Source organism: Vibrio sp. SG41-7, assembly GCF_014164465.1.
Taxonomy (GTDB): domain Bacteria; phylum Pseudomonadota; class Gammaproteobacteria; order Enterobacterales; family Vibrionaceae; genus Vibrio; species Vibrio splendidus.
The window spans coordinates 1-22,999 of sequence record NZ_JACJFF010000079.1 but is presented as its reverse complement, the minus strand read 5'-3'; the positions used below and the strand labels follow the sequence as shown (position 1 = coordinate 22,999).

Annotated in this window: 19 protein-coding genes and 1 pseudogene; 12 read left to right on the top strand and 8 right to left on the bottom strand. The window is 44.5% G+C overall.

Going from position 1 to position 22,999, the window contains the following annotated elements; translation table 11 throughout:
- Positions 1-197: pseudogene (locus H5300_RS18390) on the top strand (IS4 family transposase); the annotation flags it as partial.
- Positions 198-572: 375 nt separating this feature from the next.
- Here H5300_RS18390 and glyA read toward each other — a convergent pair.
- Positions 573-1,823 (bottom strand): serine hydroxymethyltransferase, encoded by a 1,251-nt coding sequence (gene glyA, locus H5300_RS18385; RefSeq protein ID WP_017084166.1) that lies wholly within the window; start codon positions 1,821-1,823, stop codon positions 573-575.
- A 347-nt stretch (positions 1,824-2,170) separates the two neighbouring features.
- On the opposite strand from glyA, the gene H5300_RS18380 reads away from it, so the two are divergent.
- From H5300_RS18380 to H5300_RS18370, 3 genes are all read left to right on the top strand, one after another.
- Entirely contained in the window at positions 2,171-2,773 is a 603-nt protein-coding gene (locus H5300_RS18380) for a YitT family protein (RefSeq protein ID WP_016784986.1), read from the top strand.
- An 82-nt stretch (positions 2,774-2,855) separates the two neighbouring features.
- Positions 2,856-4,421, top strand: a complete 1,566-nt coding sequence (locus H5300_RS18375) for a winged helix-turn-helix domain-containing protein (protein WP_182796570.1) — start codon at positions 2,856-2,858, stop codon at positions 4,419-4,421.
- Positions 4,422-4,523: 102 nt separating this feature from the next.
- On the top strand, positions 4,524-5,432 hold the full coding sequence (locus tag H5300_RS18370) for a hypothetical protein (RefSeq protein ID WP_182796569.1): 909 nt from the start codon (positions 4,524-4,526) through the stop codon (positions 5,430-5,432).
- 141 nt (positions 5,433-5,573) lie between these two features.
- Here the strand turns inward: H5300_RS18370 and treC are convergent, their stop codons facing one another.
- The 5 genes from treC to gmhB form a co-directional block, all read right to left on the bottom strand.
- Positions 5,574-7,259: an alpha,alpha-phosphotrehalase gene (gene treC / locus H5300_RS18365; protein ID WP_029224618.1), complete on the bottom strand. Its 1,686-nt coding sequence runs from the start codon at positions 7,257-7,259 to the stop codon at positions 5,574-5,576.
- A gap of 139 nt (positions 7,260-7,398) precedes the next feature.
- Positions 7,399-8,823 carry a PTS trehalose transporter subunit IIBC gene (treB, locus tag H5300_RS18360; protein WP_016791314.1) on the bottom strand — a complete coding sequence of 475 codons (1,425 nt, stop codon included), beginning with the start codon at positions 8,821-8,823 and terminating at the stop codon, positions 7,399-7,401.
- Between the two features lie 203 nt (positions 8,824-9,026).
- Entirely contained in the window at positions 9,027-9,971 is a 945-nt protein-coding gene (gene treR / locus H5300_RS18355) for a trehalose operon repressor TreR (protein ID WP_004734376.1), read from the bottom strand.
- A gap of 89 nt (positions 9,972-10,060) precedes the next feature.
- A complete protein-coding gene (locus tag H5300_RS18350) occupies positions 10,061-10,396 on the bottom strand; it encodes an MliC family protein (protein ID WP_004734375.1) in 336 nt (111 codons plus the stop codon).
- 118 nt (positions 10,397-10,514) lie between these two features.
- Positions 10,515-11,066 carry a D-glycero-beta-D-manno-heptose 1,7-bisphosphate 7-phosphatase gene (gene gmhB, locus H5300_RS18345; RefSeq protein WP_004734374.1) on the bottom strand — a complete coding sequence of 184 codons (552 nt, stop codon included), beginning with the start codon at positions 11,064-11,066 and terminating at the stop codon, positions 10,515-10,517.
- A gap of 240 nt (positions 11,067-11,306) precedes the next feature.
- Between gmhB and metN the strand changes: the two genes are divergently transcribed.
- The 3 genes from metN to H5300_RS18330 all read left to right on the top strand — a co-directional run bounded on the left by metN (position 11,307) and on the right by H5300_RS18330 (position 13,905).
- Positions 11,307-12,341, top strand: a complete 1,035-nt coding sequence (gene metN / locus H5300_RS18340) for a methionine ABC transporter ATP-binding protein MetN (protein ID WP_004734373.1) — start codon at positions 11,307-11,309, stop codon at positions 12,339-12,341.
- On the top strand, positions 12,331-13,014 hold the full coding sequence (locus tag H5300_RS18335) for a methionine ABC transporter permease (protein ID WP_004734372.1): 684 nt from the start codon (positions 12,331-12,333) through the stop codon (positions 13,012-13,014). The genes metN and H5300_RS18335 overlap by 11 nt, the downstream gene beginning before the upstream one ends.
- Positions 13,015-13,095: 81 nt before the next feature.
- Positions 13,096-13,905 (top strand): MetQ/NlpA family lipoprotein, encoded by an 810-nt coding sequence (locus H5300_RS18330; protein ID WP_004734371.1) that lies wholly within the window; start codon positions 13,096-13,098, stop codon positions 13,903-13,905.
- A 118-nt stretch (positions 13,906-14,023) separates the two neighbouring features.
- Here H5300_RS18330 and H5300_RS18325 read toward each other — a convergent pair whose 3' ends face one another.
- Together H5300_RS18325 and syd are read right to left on the bottom strand one after the other, a co-directional pair.
- Positions 14,024-14,800, bottom strand: a complete 777-nt coding sequence (locus H5300_RS18325; protein ID WP_017079382.1) for a Zn-ribbon-containing protein — start codon at positions 14,798-14,800, stop codon at positions 14,024-14,026.
- 4 nt (positions 14,801-14,804) lie between these two features.
- Positions 14,805-15,350, bottom strand: coding sequence for a SecY-interacting protein (gene syd / locus H5300_RS18320; protein ID WP_017089736.1), 546 nt, complete (start codon positions 15,348-15,350; stop codon positions 14,805-14,807).
- 131 nt (positions 15,351-15,481) lie between these two features.
- Between syd and queF the strand changes: the two genes are divergently transcribed.
- From queF to xni, 5 genes are all read left to right on the top strand, one after another.
- Positions 15,482-16,327, top strand: a complete 846-nt coding sequence (gene queF, locus H5300_RS18315) for an NADPH-dependent 7-cyano-7-deazaguanine reductase QueF (RefSeq protein ID WP_102511211.1) — start codon at positions 15,482-15,484, stop codon at positions 16,325-16,327.
- Positions 16,328-16,385: 58 nt separating this feature from the next.
- Positions 16,386-18,644: a lipopolysaccharide assembly protein LapB gene (locus tag H5300_RS18310; RefSeq protein WP_102568722.1), complete on the top strand. Its 2,259-nt coding sequence runs from the start codon at positions 16,386-16,388 to the stop codon at positions 18,642-18,644.
- A 118-nt stretch (positions 18,645-18,762) separates the two neighbouring features.
- Positions 18,763-20,328 (top strand): GGDEF domain-containing protein, encoded by a 1,566-nt coding sequence (locus tag H5300_RS18305; RefSeq protein WP_182796568.1) that lies wholly within the window; start codon positions 18,763-18,765, stop codon positions 20,326-20,328.
- Between the two features lie 376 nt (positions 20,329-20,704).
- Positions 20,705-22,072, top strand: a complete 1,368-nt coding sequence (ppnN, locus tag H5300_RS18300) for a nucleotide 5'-monophosphate nucleosidase PpnN (protein ID WP_182796567.1) — start codon at positions 20,705-20,707, stop codon at positions 22,070-22,072.
- Between the two features lie 141 nt (positions 22,073-22,213).
- Positions 22,214-22,987 (top strand): flap endonuclease Xni, encoded by a 774-nt coding sequence (gene xni, locus H5300_RS18295; RefSeq protein ID WP_102561141.1) that lies wholly within the window; start codon positions 22,214-22,216, stop codon positions 22,985-22,987.
- The last annotated feature ends 12 nt before the right edge of the window (positions 22,988-22,999 follow it).

The window sequence follows — 22,999 nt, the reverse complement described above, 5'->3', positions numbered from 1 at the left end:
TGTGGCTCAAGTTGGAGAGCAAAAAACTACCGAAAGAAGCGCCTAATATATCATGGGCTTACAACGGTATTGCTCGGTTAGGTGGTTGGAAGAATACCAAGCGAACAGGTCGCGCTTCTATAAAGGCGTTATGGCAAGGATGGCTTAGGTTACAAACCATCCTTGAAGGGTATGAACTCGCTAAGTCTCTTGATTAACCAGACTTGTGATCAAGAGACAGCCTATCGAGGAGCCTTTCAAATCGTATTTTTCAAAGTAGTCGTTTGAAATTCTAGGAGAGCACGCGGAGCTTACGAATGTAAGTGAGCATGCTCGACAACGACTTTATTACTTACGAATACCAAAAAGGCTCCCAACAGGAGCCTTTCAAATCGTATTTTTCAATCAAATAGCTTTAGTTCAAGGAACAGGTGCAGAATCTTCAACACCTTTCCCTAAAACAAAAAGGGACTCAATGAGCCCCTTTAAAGTATTTTTCAAAGTAGTCGTTTGAAATTCTAGGAGAGCACGCGGAGCTTACGGATGTAAGTGAGCATGCTCGACAACGAAGTTCAAATTACTACGCAGAAAAATTAAGCGTAAACCGGTAGACGCTTACAGATTTCTAGTACTTTTGCTTTAGTTGCTTCGATAACAGACTCATCACCCATGTTATCTAGGATGTCACACATCCAACCTGCTAACTCTTTCGCGTCTGCTTCTGAGAAACCACGACGAGTGATAGAAGGAGAACCGATACGGATACCTGAAGTAACGAACGGGCTACGTGGATCGTTTGGTACTGAGTTCTTGTTCACTGTGATGTTAGCTGAACCTAGTGCTGCATCAGCCTCTTTACCTGTGATGTCTTTGTCGATTAGGTCAACTAGGAACAAGTGGTTCTCTGTAGAACCTGAAACGATGTTGTAACCGCGTGCTAGGAATTCAGCCACCATTGCTTTTGCGTTAGCAACAACGCGAGCTTGGTATTCTTTGAACTCTGGCTCTAGAGCTTCTTTGAACGCTACTGCTTTACCAGCGATAACGTGCATTAGAGGACCGCCTTGGCCGCCAGGGAATACTGCTGAGTTTAGCTTTTTGTAAAGATCTTCACCTTCGTTAGAAAGGATAAGACCACCACGAGGACCAGCAAGCGTTTTGTGCGTTGTTGTTGTAACAACGTGAGCGTGTGGAACTGGGTTCGGGTAAACGCCTGCAGCGATTAGACCCGCAACGTGAGCCATATCTACGAAGAAGTAAGCACCTACTTTGTCAGCGATTTCACGCATGCGCGCCCAATCACAAACTTGAGAGTAAGCTGAGAAACCACCGATGATCATCTTAGGTTTGTGCTCGATAGCTAGCGCTTCCATCTCTTCGTAATCGATTTGACCTGCTTCATCGATACCGTAAGGGATGATGTTGTAAAGCTTACCAGAGAAGTTTACTGGAGAGCCGTGAGTTAGGTGACCACCGTGCGCTAGGCTCATACCTAGAACAGTATCGCCAGCATTCAGTAGTGCCATGTATACAGCGTTGTTTGCTTGAGAACCTGAGTGAGGTTGTACGTTCGCGTATTGAGCGCCAAACAGTTCACATGCACGTTCGATTGCTAGAGTTTCAACTTTATCTACGAACTCACAACCACCGTAGTAACGCTTACCAGGGTAGCCTTCAGCGTATTTGTTTGTAAGTTGAGAACCTTGAGCTTCCATTACACGTGGGCTTGTGTAGTTTTCTGAAGCGATAAGTTCGATGTGCTCTTCCTGACGAAGAGTTTCTTCTTGGATAGCTGCGAATAGGTCCGCATCGTAATCAGCAATGTTCATGTCACGCTTAAGCATCTGTATCTCCTGACTCAGATTGTACTGAAAGTTTCAAAAAAACCACACAACGACCGAAAGCAAACGTTTCCGTCACCGTTTTGATGTGACGCATTCTACATAATTTGATCTAGGTCATAAAGAGCTAATTGCAATTTTATCATGCAGTTTTTTCATAATCACATATAAGATTCATCATGGTTATTAAGCTTATCCAACCAAAGATGACGCTTACTGTCAATTTTACGCTTTACACCCTGTAAAACGCAGATTACATAGGTTTACCTTAATTTTGCCCCTCAAGCTACCGAAAGCTAAGGTTTTTCTCTACTATGCACGCCTTTATTGGTTAGGTAATTATTAAAACGATGGAAAAACACTCACGTAAAGAAGATTGGGTAGCTATTCTCACTGGCACGTTTTTAGTGGCGTTAGGCGTCTTCTTTTTACAGTCAGCGAACCTGCTTACCGGTGGTACTACTGGCTTGGCTCTGCTTTTGAGTCAATTCTTACCTGTAACCTTCGGTATTTTGTACTTTGTGGCCAACTGTCCATTCTATTTATTGGCATGGAAACGATTTGGCCGTAGTTTTGCCATTAGCAGTGCAATTGCTGGTGCGTTAGTTTCTGTGTTTGCCGATCATTTATACCTCGTTATCTCACTAGAAGTTCATAACGAGATCTACTGTGCTGTTGCCGGTGGCTTATTAATGGGCTTAGGTATGTTAATCCTATTCCGTCACCGCTCAAGCTTGGGTGGCTTCAACGTATTATGTTTGTTCATCCAAGACCGCTATGGCATCTCTGTAGGTAAAACTCAGATGGGCATTGATGCCTGTATTCTGTTTGCGTCTTGCTTCTTCGTATCGCCTTGGGTAATTGCCGTTTCGGTATTGGGCACCGCAGTATTGAACATCGTATTAGCAATGAACCACAAGCCTACTCGTTACTCGGTGAATTACGCGTCTTAATACCCATCCCCCTATGAATTACTAGCTGTTTTTAGTAACAAAAACAGCTAGAATTTAGGTTTTATAAACCGTCGCCTTTTCTATGCAAGATTACCTCTCCAGCGCCAAAGACCAACAAGCCTCTATTTATATTGAAGGCTTGGAGTTCAACCCCAACACACGAGTCTTAAGCTGCGACGAGCAGGTCATTGATTTAGAGCCTCGTTCTATCGAGCTCTTAGAGTTATTTCTTACCAGCGTTGGTCAACCGCTCGCCGCCGAGCACATCATTGAATCTGTCTGGCAAAGCAACTTCATTTCCAAAAATGTTCTGACCAACCGAATCAGTACGTTACGTTCAGTACTTCAAAAACACCTGCCTGATAGCGACGCAACCAAAATACTAGTGACTTACCCACGTAAAGGCTATTTTCTAAACCCAAACTCGGTTAGTTTTGCCGCGACCTCCCCTGAAACTGCACCGAATGATGCAGAACTGGAATCTCCAGTCAGTCAAGAAGGGAATAGATCTAATCCAGTTAACCCTTGGTTAATCGTGGTGTCTTTGGCTTTGCTGATCAGCACTGCGGTAATGGGTTACATGCTTTGGCAATCTCCCACTCGCGCTTCAGAAATTGAACGTGACCAACGATTGATTCCTAAGGTCGAGCTTCTCCTGAACCGATTGGATGCCATTGGTGAGAATTCCAGAAAATACCGAAAAGTCGTAAAAGCATTATTACTTCAACAGCAGATTGAATACGCCTACACCGATCTTGCAAACCAAGATGCGCCAAGCTACTTCCTTGACCCTATTGATAGCTCTCCCTTCTTTCCGGGCGCAAAGAACATGCGTACCAGTGATTACATGCTTAACATTCAGCTCAAAGATCAAGAAGTGGACAAACGCCTTATCGCAAAGATAAGCCTGATTTACCCAAACTCAGGGAAGCTCGCATTTGGTGGTGTTTACTCTATTGATGTCAATAATATCAGCAGCAGCCTTATGGAGATCAACCGAGAGCTAGCTAACTACTTTGCACTGCCAGCACCATTACCACCAGAATGGTCAGTCGACAATGCCGAAGTCAGCGAATTGCTAAGTGGAAAAGCCATAGCGCTTGATGGCATCAAGCTCAATACCATGACGTCGACTCTGATTGCGCGTCAACTTGCGCTATTTGAAACAGATCAGAAGAAGCTCGTCGCGTTCACTAACCTTGTTCAAACTCGTTTTAACCGACTACCAGACGAACTGAAGCTGTGGCTTGGTATCATTCATTTCAAACTAAGAGACCTGCAAACCTCAAAAGAGCTTCTGACCAATACCTCAGGCAACTCTACGATCGAAAATGCGTTGGTTTATATGATGGTATCTCATATCGCTTATAAGCAAGACAACATGGAGAAGTTTCGCCTGAACTACATGGAGTCTCTAGTTGCATTATTGAGAGTGGTTCCATCCGAAGATCTATTCGCCCGGCTATCCAAACCAGAATCAAAATCGACTTGCCTGCAACCTTGGAAGAGCTTGAAGCTAAGCGTTAAAGACCCACTTATCATAAAACAGTGGGAAAGCTTAATGCTGAATTACTGCACAGCTGTTGGGCAACAGATCTCAAATCAAAACAAAAAACCATTTAAAATAAATAACTTAAACATAAATTAAGATCTTATGTGACTTCGTTTTTTGCCCTATTTACTCTTCAAACAATAACATTCCTAAAAACATCGGGCCCACCAAGGGCTTCCAACTTTAGGAATGTTCAACATGAAAAAAACAATGACCCTGCTAGCAACCTCTCTCTTTGCTCTCTATGGTTGTGGCGGCGGAGGCGGCTCTTCTTCTGGTTCAACAGATGGTAACAAAGGTCCAAACAATCAGGTTGATTACCCAATTGCGAGCTCTGAATTTGCCCCTAAATCAGAAACAACATTGGGCTACTCATTGACCACAGATGGTCAGACTGAAGGCTTGATGACAATGAGCTTCACACCTGTAAGCGGTGCACTCATTATTACAGGGCTAGAAGAAGAGACCGGTAATGAAGCAGTTGTTCAAGTTATCAATGACCTCATCAATGACGGCATTACCGAGTTCTATGTTTCTGAAGACATCATCATAAATGTTGAAGGTACCCAAGAAGACGGCAGTATTTATTTTGCAGGCCCCGACCGCAGTCTGCACGAGATCACCAATGCCTACTTTATTGGTAGCCAATACATCACAACCGTCATGCAAAGCAGTCCACTTTTCCGTTTAAAGGGGGCTGACGTAAAAGAGAGTAACCCAATCATTGATATCAGTGAGGAAACCGTTTCGTTACAAGTCACGTTAGATGGCGAAGCAGTCGTTAACATGCTGAATGACTTTGAAGATCACTCGTGGGTAGCAAGCCTTCCAACTGACGCTTCGTGCCGAGTCACATGGCAACAACAGATTGAAGAAACAGGTGTACGTAAGAGTTTCAAGATCTCTGATAAATCAATCGAAGCTGCGAACCTAACAGAGAAAAACACCTACAACATCAACTGTGAAGGCATGGATTCCGCAGAATTTGGCACATCATCAGAGCGCTGGTTCAACCCAAGTATCGGCTTAATTGAACATATTGAATTGATGTCTGTAGAGCAATCTACTATTGAAGAATCAGCAGCGATACTGACCTCAATTAGCTAGCCTTGACTTAGATTCACTAAACCTAAACTTGACCGCGAAACCGCAAACAATAAAAAAGGCTTTGGGGAGCACTCCAAAGCCTTTTAACAGCCGAATCCTTTAAGGGGAATGAGAATCAAGCCGATTGAAATAAAAACAAGGCTAACCTTCGATCAAGAGAATACGAGTCTCGTAAGGTCGCAAAACTTGATGATGAGACGCCACTAAACTCTCGCTCACTTGATAATTAGACAACAAGCTCTTAGCCTTCGCCATCTCAAAACGTTCAGGTAAAACGCATTCAGCCTCTTCACCATAGTAGTTGTTAATGCACAGCAGAGTTTGTCCTTCACTCTCACGAACATACGCAAAAATGGATGGATGCTCAGGCAGTAGGTCTTGATAGCTACCATGAGTAATCACCGGTACTCGTTTACGTAACTCAATCAAAGCCTTGTAGAAGTAAAATACAGAATCTTTATCTTCAAGCGCTTGCTCAGCATTGATCTCAGTGTAGTTATTCGCAACATCTAACCATGGCTGTGATAGCGAAAATCCAGCGTACGTCTCACTGTTCCATTGCATTGGTGTACGAGAGTTATCACGGGATTTCTGCGCCAAAATCGCCATCATATCTTGATGAGCTACACCATCACGGTTCACCATGATGTCGTACATATTGGTACTCTCAACATCACGATACTGGCTGATCTCGGTGTAACCAGGGTTGGTCATACCAATCTCTTCACCTTGATAGATATACGGCGTGCCTTGCATCATGTGGACTGACGCAGCAAGCATCTTGGCTGATTCAACGCGATATTGTTGATCGTTACCTAAGCGGCTCACGACTCTTGGTTGGTCGTGGTTACACCAGAATAGTGCACCCCAACCTTTTCCGTTCAAGCCAGTTTGCCAGTGGTTAAAGATCGACTTGAGCTGTAAGAAATTGAAGGGAGCGTTGGTCCATTTCTCACCATTGGTGTAATCGACCTTAAGGTGGTGGAAGTTAAACACCATCGATAGCTCACTGTTATCAACGTTTGAATACTGCTGACAATGATCCAACGTGGTTGAAGACATCTCACCTACGGTCACGCTGCCGTATTTCTGGAATACCGCTTCGCTGATCTCTTTTAGATATTCGTGCACACGTGGGCCATCGGTATAGAAACGACGACCATCACCAATATCATCATTAGGGAAGTCTTGCTGCTTCGAAATCAGGTTAATGACATCAAGGCGGAAACCATCGACGCCCTTTTCAGCCCAGAAGCTGATAACGTCTTTCACTTCTTCACGTACAACCGGGTTCTCCCAGTTCAAATCAGCCTGTTCTTTGGCGAATAAGTGTAGGAAGTATTGCCCTGTCGCCTCATCTAATTCCCATGCATTACCACCGAACTTAGACTGCCAGTTCGTTGGTGCTTGGCCAACTACTGGATCTTTCCAGATATAATAATCGCGGTACGGACTGTTTTTGTCGCCCAAAGCAGATTGAAACCATGCATGCTCTGTCGAAGTGTGGTTTACCACGATATCCATCACGATGCGAATGCCACGTTGGTGCGCTTCAGACAGCAATAAGTCGAAGTCTTCCATGGTGCCGAATTGAGGGTTAATCGCGTAGTAGTCTGAAATATCGTAGCCATTATCGATCATAGGAGATGCGTAAACCGGGGTTAGCCAAATCGCATCCACGCTCAAGTTTTTGAGGTAATCCAGTTTCGAAATGATCCCTTTGATATCGCCAGTACCTTTACTGCCACTGTCACAAAAGCTCTTTGGGTAGATTTGATAGATGGTTGCGGTTTTCCACCAGCTTTCATCATGTTCAGTCATCGCCATCTCTAACACTCACTTACCTGAAAATATAAAATAAAAATCACCATGCTTACATGGTCGAATAGCCGTTATAACTAAAAGAAAAAGCTATAAATAAGAGAAAAAGCGATGACTCACTTGAAGTCATCGCTTGCTAAATGCATTACGCGTTGGCGGTTTCTAGTTCGCCTTTCATCTGTGCTCGTTTATAGAAGAACAATGTCAGCGTTATCGGCAGTACAACCGCCACCAACATCGCGACTAAGTAAATCGACCAATATTGAGGTTGAATCGATAAGATACCCGGCAAACCACCAACACCGATACCATTCGCCATCACACCGGCACTACCACAGATTGCAGCCGCTGCGGCACTGCCGATCATTGCGCTCAGCATTGGAAATTTGTATTTAAGGTTGATGCCGTACATCGCAGGCTCTGTTACACCTAAGTAGGCTGAGATTGCAGCGGGTACTGATATGTCTCGCTCGCCTTCACGCTTACTCAAAATAATAATGCCAACTACAGCAGATGCTTGTGCAATGTTTGATAGCGCAATCAAAGGCCAGATTGGTGTGCCACCTAAGTCTTGCATCAGTTGTAGATCCACAGCGTTGGTTGTGTGGTGAATACCTGTAATAACCAAAGGTGCGTATAGGAAGCCAAAGACCACTGAACCAAGAATCGCGAAGTCACCAGTCATTGCCACTTTAGCCGCGAATGCCACACCATCGCCTAACATACGACCGAATGGGCCAATAAAGGCGTGCGCTAGAATCACAGACAAGATGATCGAGACAAATGGCACGACAACGAGGTACAGATAAGAAGGAACAATGCGCTTAAGGTTGGTCTCGATGAAGGCCAGAGCCACACCCGCTAACATCGCAGGGATCACCTGAGCCTGATAACCGACTTTCTCTATCACGAACAGACCAAAGTCCCACACCTCAGGTACCGATTTACCTATCATGTAAGCGTTCATCAACTGTGGAGAAACCAAGGTCACACCGAGTGTGATACCCAGAATTGGCGTTCCGCCGAGTTTCTTAACCGTTGCCCAACACACACCAACCGGTAAGAAGAAGAAAATAGCTTCGCCAATCAACCATAAGAAAGAATGAACGGTTGCCCAGAACTGGCTGATTTCAACTAAGGTTTTGCCGTCGAACATGCGAATGTCGCCAATCACATTACGGAAACCAAGAATCAAACCACCCGTAATAATGGCAGGCAGCAGTGGTACGAAAATTTCGGCTAAATGGGAGATACCACGCTCAAGGAAGTTCATATTTTGACGAGCAGCCAACTTCGCCTCATCTTTTGATGATGCATCTTTACCAGTTTGCTCAATCAGAAGTGCGTACACCTCATCAACCTCGGTGCCAATCACGACTTGGAATTGACCTGCGTTCGTAAAGCAGCCTTTTACCAGTTTAAGCTTCTCTAATTCTGCTTTGTTCGCTTGTTCCGTATCGTTCAATACAAAACGCAGTCGAGTTAGACAATGGCTGACACTCGCAATATTCTCTTTGCCACCGACTAACTCGATAAGACGCGCAACGTCTTGCTTCGCTATCTTACTCATACTACCCCACCCTGGTTTCATTCAATTACTCTTCTAAACCATGCAGCTATAACCACTCGATTTAGATTAATGGGAACATTCCCAATTACGGGTATTATAATGCCTTCATGAATAATAAATTAAAATGGGAACAGTCCCATTAATTGAAAGAGATCACACTCTAATTTTAATCTAAGCGGTTCAATTTCGCTTGATTGAGTGAATTATAGAATAGGAGATTGAGTGTGATGAGAGATCTCTGCATTGCCTAAAAGCTGAGAGATCAATAGATTAGCGGCTAATTTCCCCGCAGATTGATATCCAGGATCAATACTAAATACTCGAGGGAACAAGAAAGAGAGAAGATCATTGCCACCAACGCCAGTCACCACCACATCTTCACGTTGTAACTCTTGCAGACGTTTGATTACGCCAAGAGCCAGTGTATCACTCGCACAAACAATCGCTTGAGTCGCAGGAGCAAGCACCTCATCCACCAACTGATAAGCGCTTTCATGATGAAGTTGACCAGTACGATAGTTCGCAATTGAACCTGTATTTTCACACCACTCGAGATAAGCCTTAAGACGCAGTTCACCGGTTGATTTGTCACTAGGATCAACGCCAATGAAGCCAACCTCAGAGATCCCCTGATCTGCTAAATGCGTTAACGCACTATTGATCACCTGTTGGTTATCATAGTTAATCGACGTCACGTTCTCGGTATCCAGAGCAATCACCACCGCTTTGTGTTCCCAAGCTTCAATCGCAGGAATATCACAGTCAGTAAAACCGAATACAATAATGCCGTCTACATTGCGACGCTTGAGAACCTGCAGATGCTCATTGGCTTTTTCTCTATCAAGCTGACTTTCCATGATCACCACATCGTAATCCGCTCGATACAACTCGGCCAGCATCGTACTTACCGCTTTGTTTTCAGAAGGAGAGTCCAGACGAGAAATGATTACGCCGATGACTTTTTGACTGCCACCGCGCATAGACTGTGCAGACTTTGAAGGCGAGTACCCAGATTCTTGAATTACTCTTTCCACCCTTTCACGGGTTTCAGGTTTCACTTTTGGATCATTGGTCAGAACGCGAGATACGGTTGACTTACCAACACCGGACAGCTTAGCAATATCGAGAATAGTGAGTTTTTTGCTCATAAAAAGTCTAACGTTAAAGGGAAGAGAGGAAAAAGCGAGGGCATACCCCCTCACTTAACTGTTTGTAAATCCTAGAAGTTAACTATGACTTACTTTCGGCAATTTTTATAGACGACACGACCAAGTTCTAGACGTGCGTTGTCACCTTTAGTGCGTAAGGTGACGCTATTGATCAGTTCAGAGGTTCCATCATCTAAGATGTACTTCGTTCCTGAACCTGCCGCTATTTGAGTTAGGCGATATTCATTCTCAGGCAAACGTAATACCGCTTTTTCATTACCAAGGTAAGCGACCTTAAATGAAGCGTCAGACTCACATTGATAAGTCACGAATTGATCGTCCGAGACTGCACCATCAAGCGCCGCGGATTTAGAACACCCGACTAACGCTACCGTACATAGAGATGCTGCCAACAATGCTTTCATACTGCGTTCCTCATCTTTATATAGTTAACGGCGCTGATATCTTATTTATGGGTTAGCACCCCAGTTGACTGGTTAGAACCCACGTAATAAGTAAGCCTGTTAACGATAGGAAAATGTATCAGCCTTTTAGGAAAGCTGGTACATCTTTAATGCTATCTAGCACGACACTGGCAAGTGCCTCACCCTTTTCAGTCACGGGTTTACCGGTTCTCACCAATACTCTGGTACCAACACCAGCGGCTTCTGCGGCCATCATGTCTTCAGCTTTATCGCCAATCATGACAGAGTTAGCCATATCAATTTTAAGAAAATCACGCGCCGAAATGAACATACCAGGTTTAGGCTTGCGACATTCACAATCTTGCTTGTAGTCGCCAATGCCGTGTTCAGGGTGATGAGGACAGTAATAGATACCATCTAACTCAACGCCATTATCGACAAAGTTCCAATCCATCCACTGCGTCAAAGAAAGAAAACGATCTTCGCTAAACTTGCCACGTGCTATACCAGATTGGTTGGTCACAAGTACCAATAAATAGCCCATATCTTTAAACGCTTTTGCCGCTTCAAACACACCATCGATGTATTCAAAGTCATGCTCATCATGTACGTAGCCATGATCAACGTTAATCACACCATCACGATCTAAAAAAACAGCCGGTTTAGACAAAATTCAGTTCTCTATCAACTCTCTATTAATCATTAATTATTACACGCTTTATTTGCTTCATCACTATCTATTTAGTTTTGCGTTCGTTAACGATTTGTTTCTACCTTAGCAACACAATCGACGTTTAGCCGTCTAGACGTAAAAATATCTATTGACTTAGATCATAGAACACCATAGCATCGTCTGTAAATCGAGCGAGCTATCGACATATTATTCTGTTCCACCTGCACGGGTTTCTCTATGATTAAAGTGAATCAAGTCAACAAGGTTTTTTATCAAGGCACTAAAGAAATCAATGCCTTAATCGATATCAACCTTCACATACCTCAAGGTCAAATCTTTGGAGTTATCGGCTCTTCAGGTGCAGGCAAAAGTACCCTGATCCGTTGTGTAAATATGTTGGAAGCCCCGACCTCAGGTGAAGTGATTGTTGACGGTATTGACCTGACAAAACTCAGCAAATCAGAACTCAGCGAAGCTCGCCGTAACATCGGCATGATCTTCCAACACTTCAATCTGCTGTCTTCTCGTACTGTATTTAACAACGTAGCACTGCCTTTAGAGCTTGCTGGTAGAGATAAAGCTGCGATTGAAGCGAAAGTGAGTGAACTACTTGAGCTTGTCGGTCTATCGGATAAGCGTGATACCTACCCTGCGAACTTAAGTGGTGGTCAAAAGCAGCGTGTCGCGATTGCTCGTGCGCTAGCGTCAGACCCAAAAGTACTGCTATGTGATGAAGCGACCAGTGCGTTGGATCCAGCAACGACTCAATCTATTCTTGAGCTGCTACGTGAAATTAACCGTAAGTTGAGTATCACTATCCTACTGATTACTCATGAAATGGATGTGGTTAAAAGCATCTGTCACGAAGTCGCGATCATTGGTGATGGTGAGCTAGTAGAGAAAGGCACTGTGGGTGAAATATTCGCACACCCTAAAACAGAGCTGGCACATCAGTTCATTCGTTCAACGCTCGATCTAACGATTCCTGAAGATTACCAAGCACGTTTGCAAGATACTCGCGTAAACAGCAGCTATCCACTGGTACGCCTTGAGTTTACAGGTGCAACGGTCGATGCTCCGTTGATGACGCAAATCGCACGCAAATTCAACATCGACGTTAGCATCTTAAGCTCTGACCTTGATTACGCCGGCGGCGTGAAGTTCGGCATGATGGTTGCTGAATTGTTCGGTAATGAAGCAGATGATAATGCTGCTATCCAATTCCTACGCGACAACAATGTAAAAGTAGAGGTGCTTGGCTATGTCCTTTAGTTTCAACGAGATTGCTGACTGGATCAGCCTTAACGGTAACCTTCTATTAGGCGCAACAGGTGAAACTCTTTACATGGTTGCTGTTGCAGGCATCGTTGGTTTCGCTGTCGGAATCCCATTAGGCGTGATTCTACACACGACTAAAAAAGGTGGTCTGTTAGAGAACACCAAGCTAAACAAAATTCTTGGTGCGGTTGTCAACGTAGGCCGTTCCGTGCCCTTCTTAGTACTGATGGTTGCAATCATCCCACTGACTAAGATGTTGATTGGTACCTTCATCGGTACAACAGCAGCGATTGTTCCACTAACGATTGGCGCTATCCCATTCGTTGCTCGACTTATCGAAAGTGCGCTACTTGAAGTACCAACAGGTCTAGTAGAAGCAGCTCAATCAATGGGCGCAACACCAACACAAATCATCAATAAGGTTCTGCTTCCTGAAGCACTTCCGACTATCATCAACTCAGTAACGATTACGTTAGTGACTCTGGTGAGCTACTCAGCAATGGCCGGAACTGTAGGCGGTGGTGGCCTAGGTGATGTCGCGATTCGTTACGGATTCCACCGCTACGATGTGACCATCATGGCTGTGACAGTAGTAATGTTGATTGTGCTGGTACAAATTATTCAATCAATCGGTGATTCATTGGTTCGCCGCGTTGACCACAGATAAAGACTCAGCGTTAAAACGCAAACTATCTAAGACAAGAGTCGTCTGAACCAAATTAAATAGATTTATTAAAAGGAGATTATTATGAAATTTAGCCTTAAAGGTTTACTGACTATCGCAGCGGCAGCTTCAGCGCTAGTACTAGCAGGTTGTGGCGAGAAAGAAGTGGATACTTCTAAAATCAAAGTTGGCGTAATGGCAGGTGCTGAAGCACAAGTTGCAGAAGTAGCGGCTAAAGTAGCAAAAGAGCAGTACGGCCTAGATGTTGAGTTAGTGACTTTCACAGATTACGTAACACCTAACGCAGCGCTAGATGACGGTTCGATCGATATCAATGCATTCCAACACGCACCGTACTTAGATCAGCAAGTGGCTGACCGTGGTTACAAGCTAACAATCGCTGGTAACACGTTTGTTTACCCAATTGCAGGTTACTCTAAAGAAGTTAAATCGGTAGATGAAATCCAAGACGGCGCTCGTATTGCAGTACCAAACGACCCTACAAACCTAGGTCGCTCTCTACTTCTTCTTGAGCAACAAGGTCTTCTTGAACTTCGTGAAGGCGCTGGTCTTCTAGCAACCGTTCGTGACATTGTGGGTAACCCTAAGAACCTAACGATTGTTGAACTAGACGCAGCTCAACTGCCACGTTCTCTTGATGATGTTGCACTGTCTATCATCAACACAACTTACGCGAGCTCTATCAACCTGACTCCGCAAAAAGACGGCATCTTCGTTGAAGACAAAGATTCTCCATACGTAAACTTAATCGTTTCTCGTGAAGAAAATCTAAACGCTGAAAACGTACAGAACTTCGTAAAAGCTTACCAAACTGAAGAAGTGTACAACGCAGCTTCTGATATCTTCCAAGGTGGCGTAGTTAAAGGTTGGTAATCAACTAAACGACAGCACTGTATAGATACCCGAAGGGGCTGACATAACGTCAGCCCCTTTTTTAATGATAAAGGCTTGCTAGAAAACAAAGCATCTCAGGTTTAAGCGAAACGAAGGGTTACTTCAGGTGATCCCAAGAGATGTTTGACACCAATCGACAGTCATCACACTTGAAATAGAAAATATCGTGAATAGGCGTATCAAGCAGCCATTCGCCACCACATTGTGGGCATTTACGCTCTTTTTCAGCTTTTAAGCTAATGCCGCCCACACGGTATAAGTAGTAATACGTTGGGATCTTAGTGAGGTACTCAATGCGCCCTCTCAAGCCCCAGCCGCGTTTGAACAATACGCTTTTGGTATCGCTAATCTCGGTCAGCGTTGCATGTTCAGCACGGCAACCCCCGCCCATTTGTACTTCATCACAGGCTTGCCATTCAGTCTGCCATTTCAACACGGCTTTATGGTCACCATTGAAGGTTGGCGGGTTGCGGTACAAAGGGATCGGCAACAAGCTATCGCCACTACGCAGCGGCGAACAGGTATGCACGAATGTCGTGTATAACACCTGCCAACTTGGCGTTTCATCTTCTGCCACTTCTTCTGAGTTCAGATCTCGACCAAGCAGACGCATCTTAGGTGCTAATAAACTCGCAGCTGATAAGCGTTCAAAACAGACCTTTACGAAATCTGAATGATTACGTGGGTGCAAGCTGTCTTGCTCTGGGCACACAACGCGAACATAGAATTCGCCGTCGCCCATCACGATTGGAAACTCACGTCCTAGCACTTGTCCGTTGTAACGAAGTGCATCCATCAAGCCATTAACTGCCTTATCGACAGCGCTGACCGTTGTGTTATCAAAACACTCAAATTGAAGCTCTAGTACGTACATCTATTTATACCGCTGGTTGTAGCTTTTCTAAAAATTCTGCCAATGTCTCGGCTAATACATCACGATTTTTGGTGCCTAAGCGCTCTAGGATCACGTTCCCCGTCAGATTACAGATAGAGATAACATCTAGCTCTGCATCGGTCGCGGCAATGAAAACCGTGGGTTTTAGCTTTAAACGACGCTGAGTGACTAGGTGACCTAAAATGTTTTCTTGCAGGCATTCGAAGTCTTCGTCACTCCAAATCTGTAACAGAGTCAATTCATTACCATCGAAGGTCGCGTTCATATCTGCGCTGAATTGTGCACCGTAGAAAGTCTTAATGTCTTCATGCAGAGTCAACTCAATACCGGTTTCAACGTTGGTGAAATCCGCGAATTGCTCACGTGGATAGTGCTTCCACAACACGGCATCGCCACTCTTTTCTTCTACGCATGGCGATACGATGTCCACCAACTCCTCATTACGAGGTAAGCTTTGGTGTTGCTGCTGCCACGCGTCAACGTATCGCTGACTAAAAGAAAGTAGTGCGTCTTGAGCACGTTGAGTCATGAAAATCTCCTAAACACAAAATAATAAATAGAATCCGAGCCCTTTCAGCACCGATTAAGCGATGACTTAATGACAGGGTAATGGGGATTCAGTAAAATCGACCCCATTCTAATCGAATTTGAAACGAAAGTATGAGCAAATATTCTGACGCAAAAGAGCTAGCGGGTTTAACCCTTGGCCAAAAAACTGAGTACTCTAACCAATACGATGCAAGTTTATTGCAACCAGTGCCTCGTAGCCTTAATCGCGATGATCTTGCGCTAAACGGCGAGCTGCCTTTTGTTGGTCATGATATTTGGACGATGTACGAGCTTTCGTGGCTAAACACCAACGGCCTACCACAAGTAGCGGTGGGTGAAGTTTTCATCCCTGCCACCAGCCAAAATTTAATTGAATCAAAATCTTTCAAGCTGTACCTAAACAGCTATAACCAGACTCAATTTGAAAGCTGGGCTCAAGTCACTGAGCGCCTGACCCAAGATTTGTCTGCATGTGCAGGCGAACCTGTGGTTGTGAATGTAAACTCAGTAACCGACTACACGAACCAACCTATCGTGACGATGGAGGGTGACTGTATCGACAACCAAGATATCCAAATCACTAGCTATGATTTTGAAGCGTCACTGCTTGAAGGTGCTGCTGGCGAACAAGAAGTAGAAGAAACTCTGCATAGCCACTTATTGAAGTCGAACTGCTTGATCACCAATCAACCGGATTGGGGCAGCGTTGAGATCGCATATTCAGGTAAGCAAATTGACCGTGAAGCTCTGCTACGCTATTTAGTTTCTTTCCGTGAGCACAATGAATTCCACGAACAATGCGTTGAGCGTATCTTCACTGATATCATGAAATACTGTGCGCCATCGAAGCTAACCGTGTTTGCACGTTACACGCGTCGTGGTGGTCTGGATATCAATCCATACCGTTCAACAGAGCAAGATAGACCAAGCCACAATAAGCGTATGGCTCGCCAATAATCAGGCGTGAACCACCCACACTTATTTGAACCTACCAAATCTTTAAAGGGACATTGAAATGCGTTGGTTATACGTTGTTAGTCTATTTATTTTAAGCTTAAGCACATCGGTCAATGCGTCGGTTTATTCGTCGGCGCTACTCAATGAAGCCAATAACTTGGTTGAGATCGAGCCGAGCCAAGCAAAACAAATGGCTAACAGCTACCTAACGCTTCGTGTCCTTTCTGATCAACGTGAGAAAAGCCCTTCAGCGATTTCTCGCGAAGAGACAGACTCTTCAATTAGAACACCAAACAGCAGTATCGATGCGTATAAGATCTTAGCCAAAGCGGAATACAACCTAGGCAACATTCGTATTGCGATTAAAAACATCGACAAAGCCTCTGAACTCGCAAAAACCTATAAGCTTAATTACCTAAAGCTGGATCTTCAGATCCTAAAAGTTCGCTTACTTTGGCTGAGTGACAGAAAGTCAGCCACAGCCACAGCAGAGCTGACAAGTATTGAAGCAAACCTAGAATCGGTGAATAAAACCTTACGTTTAACAGAAGGTATTACCTACCGTTTGATCATGTTGAAAGCTGATATCGCCTCTTATGACAATAAGGTCGACGAAGCCGAGAAGTTCTATCAAGAAGCAAAAACCTACCTCGATCAGCGTTACTCAGAAAAAGTTACCATCGACTACCACATCGCGGTCGGTGAATTTTATCTAACCCATAAAGAGTACAACCACGCACTCTCTGAGTTGTTGTATGGCTACTGGAAATCAGTAGAAGGTAACCTGAGTTCACGCTTAGCCAAGGTCAATCGCCTGCTTGCACAGCTTTTCTTTGAGCGCCAAGTCTTAGATAAGGCATTAGAGCACCTATCTCAAGCTGCTGATTTTTACGATAACTTTGAAAATTCTCCTATATTAGCTCAAGTACTTAAAAAGATGGGTGATGTGTACTTCTTACAGGGTAAATATAACCTTGCTCTAGTGCATTTTTTCAACGTCCTTGACCACGAAAGTACCGACAGAGATATCCACCAAGTCATCGATATTCGTCTAAGTCTATCGGCAACTTACTTACGCCTCTATAACTACCCTCTAGCTGAGCAGTACTTAACCCGTGCCCTTGAACTGCTAGAGTACACCGACATTCCAAAACTGGAAGGTCGTGCTGCGCTATTATCAGCAGGATTGGCTTACCACCTGCAAGAGAGCGAAGATGTGATCAAGCATGCGACACGTGCACTTGAGATCTCGCGACAGGTAGAAAATATGCGCCTGTCGCAACGCTCATACTATTTACTCTCTTTGGGTTATGAACAGGCAGGTCGTCCACAGCAAGCATTGGCAAATCTCAAGCAATACAACAGCCTTGTCTCTTTAGAGCAGCAAAAACTCAACCGTGTTGGGGAAGACGCATTCCGGCAACAAAAAGAGTTTGCCGAACAAACCCTGCACTATGCAGGCCAAGAACAAGAGCTAGAGAAATACAAACTAGAACATCGTAAGTTCCAAAAGATTTCGTTTGCCCTATTCTTGTTCAGCATTGTCTTATTCTTCTTTGTGCTGCGCCGAGGCTACCTCATTCAAACCTTAGCCAAAGAGGTCGACTCACTGCGTACCGACCTCTTTACGCATTCGCGTTCTAAGCTTCCTAATCTAAGAATGCTGAATGCGAAACTCTCAAATTCATTGGAACAAACCAGCCAAACCTTTGAGCAGTGGCAGCTTGGTGAATTGATTCATGAACCGCTCAACGACCGTTTACGCTTCGTGATGATTGACTTACCTTTCCTACGTAATATGTACACGCAGAACGGTTACAAAGCAGGCCTAGAACTCGAAGATGCTTTTGGTGAATTCCTCAAATCTAAGCTTGAAGGCCCAGCTCGTGTCTACCATTTCTCGGATGCGAACCTGCTTTATATCGAGCCCAACGCTGACCGTGATTTATCACCTGAAGCTCTGTTCAGGAAGATTCAATCTTGGGTTAATGACTTCGAACCCGAGCGAAACATCAACCGAACAGTCCGTATGGGCATCGCTGACTACCCGTTCCTGCCACGCGCTTACACTGCAATTAACGACCAAGAACTACTCGATGTGTTATTGATGTCGACGAATCTAGCGCGTGAGATCAGTCTCAAAGAGCGCAGCAGTCAATGGGTATACTTAAAAGCTATCGATAATGCGCCCGCAGCGAGTCTTGCAACTGGTAACATAAGAGAAGCGTGTAAACATGCGATTAATCAAGGGTTAATAAAGATACAATCGTCATACCAGAATGAGGACAACATCAAAAAAATGCTAAAAGATGACTGATTTGCGAGCGGTTAAGAGCGGCAAGCCGTGACCTTATTTTTAGTTTTGTTATTATCGATGCAACGGAATTTCATCAAAATGATCGAGCTCGGTCTACGCGGCGCTAATTAATACATCTATGGGCATTCTTGAAAAAGACATTCAGGCGCAACTCCACCAGCTGAAACTTCAGTTGGAGCAGGTCCGTTTGACGCAAAGAGACACCTCGTTCAAATTTATTAGAGAACAAAAAGTTCTAAAGCGTATCGTCACATCTTTAAGTGACGCATGTGTTGGCAGTAACAGCCATTTAGATGAAAACCTCATTGCCCTTCGGGAAGAGCTAGAAAAGCAAAAAGACATTAGCTCGATGATCCCAAAGCTGGCAGTATTAGAAAGGATGCTTAAGCAGAAAACGTTGGCTATGGATAAACAGAACGGATGTCTGGACGATAGCATTAAGCACAGTGGGGAAACGCTGCAACGCATAACAGGCCTTCCAGCGCAGCTTAAACGCGACCTACGAAACTTACTTAGCTTCTCCGAATGCAATGGCAGTCAGAAAGTCGACCATGCCATGAAACTTCTCGGTATTTATGAGCGTGCCATTAAGATTATGGCGAATAACTCACGCACTCATTTTGCCGACGTTACGCATTCTCCAGAACAAGAACTCCTCTCCGACCTATCAAACGAATTACAACATCTGATCACTGAACTCGATTTCGAGGGTGAATCGGGTGATTTGCTTACCGATATTCGAGCGAAACTGCTACTGGGTGTTTCCACACAAAATCTGCTTGAGCTGACACTTCAGATCCTCAAACTGGTAATTGAAGGCACCAACCTAGAGCGTAAGAAGTCTGAACAATTTATCGATCAGCTAAACTCTTCGCTGGCCTCCAGTATCAAAACGGCAGACCAAAATGCCGATCAGAGCCAAAGTTACTTTGAGCACCGCCAAGGCCTTAACTCTGAGTTAAGTGAACTTGTCATTAAGAGCCAGAACTCTGTAGAGAAAGCGAAGGAAATTGATAGTTTAAAGCGAACGATTAATCCGCTACTCACTGAAATCGCCTCTCTTTCAGAAAGACTGAATCACGCAGAACAGAAAGAACAAGCTCTAATAGAGAGAATGAGTTATGGGAAGACTCAGTTAGATTCACTCTATGAAGTCACCCAAGATTACCGCAAGCGCTTAGAAGATCAGGCTCAGCGTATGCTACTTGACCCGCTCACAAAAGTTTACAATCGCACCGCCTTTACTGATCGCTTAGAGCTTGAGTATCGCCGTTGGATTCGTGCACAACACTCACTGCGCGTAGTGCTACTCGACATAGACAACTTCAAAGCCATCAACGACAGCTTTGGTTATACCGCGGGTGATAAGGCACTTAAAATCATCGCGAGAACAATTACTAAAGAAGCAGGCACAACCGATACCGTGGCTCGCTTTTCTGGAGAAGAGTTTGTCTTGCTGTTGCCAGAACAAACCGATGAATATTGCCACCAAGTGATTCAAAACATCCAAGCTCAAGTAAGCCGCCTACCCTTTAAGTTCCGTGACCAACAAATCACAATTACCTTGTGTGCGGCAAGTACTCAGTTTAAAGAGTCTGATACGCCTGAAGAAGTATTAGAGAGACTTAATAAGACGCTAAACAAAGCAAAGCAACGCGGTACCAACCAACTTGTTTGGAACTAAGTCAGCCTTAGATTTAATTTATTTCATTTTTTCAAATACTTATCACATACCATTTCCCTCAATGTTTGCTAAGCTAATGATTAACATTCGATTAACAAGCATTCTTGGCAAGCAATGCTGTATATACGCTCTTAATTTATTTTATATTAGCTCTTAAGCATCTATACATCTGCTATTAAGCACCCATGTATATACCGTTAAGCACCTGCATATAGACTGTTAAGCAAGATTATATAATCCATTAAGCAACGCTGTCGTAACCGTTTCGTCTGGTTAACTCTCTCACCTTTAACCAAACACTTTCAACGTTTGCTTCTCACTCTCGAGCCAGAGGGTCACTTCAACGTCCCCCTGCTCTTTTCAACAAGGAGGCACTATGATCACTCATATCAGCCCTGCCGGTAGCATGGATTTACTCTCTCAACTTGAAGTTGAGCGTCTTAAGAAAACCGCGTCTAGTGATCTGTACCAACTGTATCGTAACTGTACGTTAGCGGTACTTAACTCGGGAAGCCACACCGACAACTCCAAAGAGTTGCTCGACAAGTATCAATCGTTTGATGTTGAAGTCGTGCGACGTGAGCGTGGTATCAAGCTCGAACTGAGCAACCCACCAGAGCATGCCTTTGTCGATGGTGAAATCATCAAGGGTATCCAAGAGCACCTATTCTCAGTGCTGCGTGACATTGTCTACGTCAACATGCATCTTGCAGACAACCAAAGACTCAACCTGACTAATGCCACTCATATTACCAACCTCGTATTTGGTATTTTGAGAAATGCAGGCGCACTTACGCCGGGCATCGAACCTAACCTGATCGTGTGTTGGGGTGGCCACTCAATTAATGCCACTGAATACCAATATACTCGTGAAGTAGGTAATGAACTTGGACTACGTGAACTCAACATCTGTACGGGGTGTGGACCAGGTGCAATGGAAGGGCCAATGAAAGGCGCGGCGATTGGTCACGCTAAGCAGCGCTATACTGATCATCGTTACTTGGGGCTTACTGAACCTTCAATCATTGCTGCTGAGCCGCCAAATCCGATAGTGAACGAATTGGTGATCATGCCAGATATCGAGAAGCGTCTTGAGGCATTCGTTCGTATGGCGCATGGCATCATTATTTTCCCTGGTGGCCCCGGTACGGCTGAAGAGTTGCTGTATATCTTAGGGATCATGATGCACCCAAATAACGTCGACCAACCCATGCCGATTGTATTAACGGGTTCAAAAGAGAGTGAAGCTTACTTCCGCTCTATCGATAAGTTCATCGGGGAAACCCTCGGGGAAGAGGCTCAGAAACACTACGAAATCGTGATTGATGATCCAGCACGCGCTGCGAAAATCATGAAACAAGCGATGCCAGATGTACGCTCTCACCGTAAAGAGACCGGCGATGCTTATAGCTATAACTGGTCACTGCATATTGAGCCTGAATTCCAACTGCCCTTCGATCCGACACATGAGTCTATGGCGGCACTTGATCTTCATATGGACCAGAAAACAGAAAGCCTTGCAGCTAATCTACGTAAAGCGTTTTCTGGCATTGTGGCCGGTAACGTCAAAGCCGAAGGTATTCTAGAGATAGAGAAACACGGCCCATTCCTGATTGATGGCGACAAAGAACTGATGACCAAAATGGATCAACTGCTGAATGACTTTGTTGAACAGCATCGCATGAAACTACCGGGTGGCACTGACTACGTTCCTTGCTATAAAATTATGCCTAGCAGCGATTAACGACAAGTGATTGATAACAGGCCATAAGCATAAAGCTAAACAAGTCATGACGTTTACGTCGCCAACGTTTCAACTCACTAAGTGATACGTTACTATAAGGGGCTAGCAGCCCCTTATTTATTGCCTATTTAGTGGAAACTTATGTCTATCCATCTTGTTATTATCGATGCTTTGAATCTCATCCGACGCGTTCACTCTGTTCAGCCGGACCCAACCGATATTGCAAGAACCATCACCACTACTGCTCGTACTCTTAATCGCATCCTAAAAGAATCAAAGCCAACCCATATCATTGCGGTATTTGATCATCATTTACAAGATCGAGGCTGGCGCGCTGAAGTCCTTCCTGCCTACAAGCAAAACCGCAAGCCGATGCCTGAACCATTAATGAAAGGCCTTGATGCTATCCAACAAGCTTGGTGGGAATTAGGGATTGATTCACTGCTATCTGATGGTGATGAAGCGGATGATCTAGTCGCTACGCTCGCTAAGAAAGTGGCCGATCACGGAGAAACGGTCACCATCATCTCTACGGATAAGGGCTACTGCCAACTGTTATCACCAACGCTACAGATCCGTGATTACTTTCAGCACCGTTGGTTAGATAAACCCTTTATCGAAGCGGAATTTGGCGTAAAACCTGAACAGCTCGCAGATTACTGGGGATTAACGGGCATCAGCTCAAGCCAAGTGCCGGGGATTCCTGGCGTTGGACCAAAAGCGGCCAAAGAGATATTAACAACGTATCCAGATATAGAAACGGCATTCCTAGCTGAAGACTTACCGAAAAAGTATCGTAAGAAATTCGATGAGCATATTGAATCGGCTCGCGTATGTAAGCTCGTTTCAGCACTCAAAACAGACATCGATTTGGGTTTCAATCTGCAAGATATTCGCTACGAAGCGGTGTCTTAATTCGACGTTACA

Bases quoted from the DNA above. Each gene is read 5' to 3' on its own strand.
- H5300_RS18370 (WP_182796569.1), top strand. From the start codon at position 4,524: ATGAAAAAAACAATGACCCTGCTAGCAACCTCTCTCTTTGCTCTCTAT.
- H5300_RS18350 (WP_004734375.1), bottom strand. From the start codon at position 10,396: ATGAAAGCATTGTTGGCAGCATCTCTATGTACGGTAGCGTTAGTCGGG.
- H5300_RS18375 (WP_182796570.1), top strand. From the start codon at position 2,856: ATGCAAGATTACCTCTCCAGCGCCAAAGACCAACAAGCCTCTATTTAT.
- H5300_RS18310 (WP_102568722.1), top strand. From the start codon at position 16,386: ATGCGTTGGTTATACGTTGTTAGTCTATTTATTTTAAGCTTAAGCACA.
- syd (WP_017089736.1), bottom strand. From the start codon at position 15,350: ATGACTCAACGTGCTCAAGACGCACTACTTTCTTTTAGTCAGCGATAC.
- treB (WP_016791314.1), bottom strand. From the start codon at position 8,823: ATGAGTAAGATAGCGAAGCAAGACGTTGCGCGTCTTATCGAGTTAGTC.
- queF (WP_102511211.1), top strand. From the start codon at position 15,482: ATGAGCAAATATTCTGACGCAAAAGAGCTAGCGGGTTTAACCCTTGGC.
- treC (WP_029224618.1), bottom strand. From the start codon at position 7,259: ATGGCGATGACTGAACATGATGAAAGCTGGTGGAAAACCGCAACCATC.
- H5300_RS18335 (WP_004734372.1), top strand. From the start codon at position 12,331: ATGTCCTTTAGTTTCAACGAGATTGCTGACTGGATCAGCCTTAACGGT.
- treR (WP_004734376.1), bottom strand. From the start codon at position 9,971: ATGAGCAAAAAACTCACTATTCTCGATATTGCTAAGCTGTCCGGTGTT.
- metN (WP_004734373.1), top strand. From the start codon at position 11,307: ATGATTAAAGTGAATCAAGTCAACAAGGTTTTTTATCAAGGCACTAAA.
- xni (WP_102561141.1), top strand. From the start codon at position 22,214: ATGTCTATCCATCTTGTTATTATCGATGCTTTGAATCTCATCCGACGC.
- glyA (WP_017084166.1), bottom strand. From the start codon at position 1,823: ATGCTTAAGCGTGACATGAACATTGCTGATTACGATGCGGACCTATTC.
- H5300_RS18325 (WP_017079382.1), bottom strand. From the start codon at position 14,800: ATGTACGTACTAGAGCTTCAATTTGAGTGTTTTGATAACACAACGGTC.
- ppnN (WP_182796567.1), top strand. From the start codon at position 20,705: ATGATCACTCATATCAGCCCTGCCGGTAGCATGGATTTACTCTCTCAA.
- H5300_RS18305 (WP_182796568.1), top strand. From the start codon at position 18,763: ATGGGCATTCTTGAAAAAGACATTCAGGCGCAACTCCACCAGCTGAAA.
- H5300_RS18380 (WP_016784986.1), top strand. From the start codon at position 2,171: ATGGAAAAACACTCACGTAAAGAAGATTGGGTAGCTATTCTCACTGGC.
- H5300_RS18330 (WP_004734371.1), top strand. From the start codon at position 13,096: ATGAAATTTAGCCTTAAAGGTTTACTGACTATCGCAGCGGCAGCTTCA.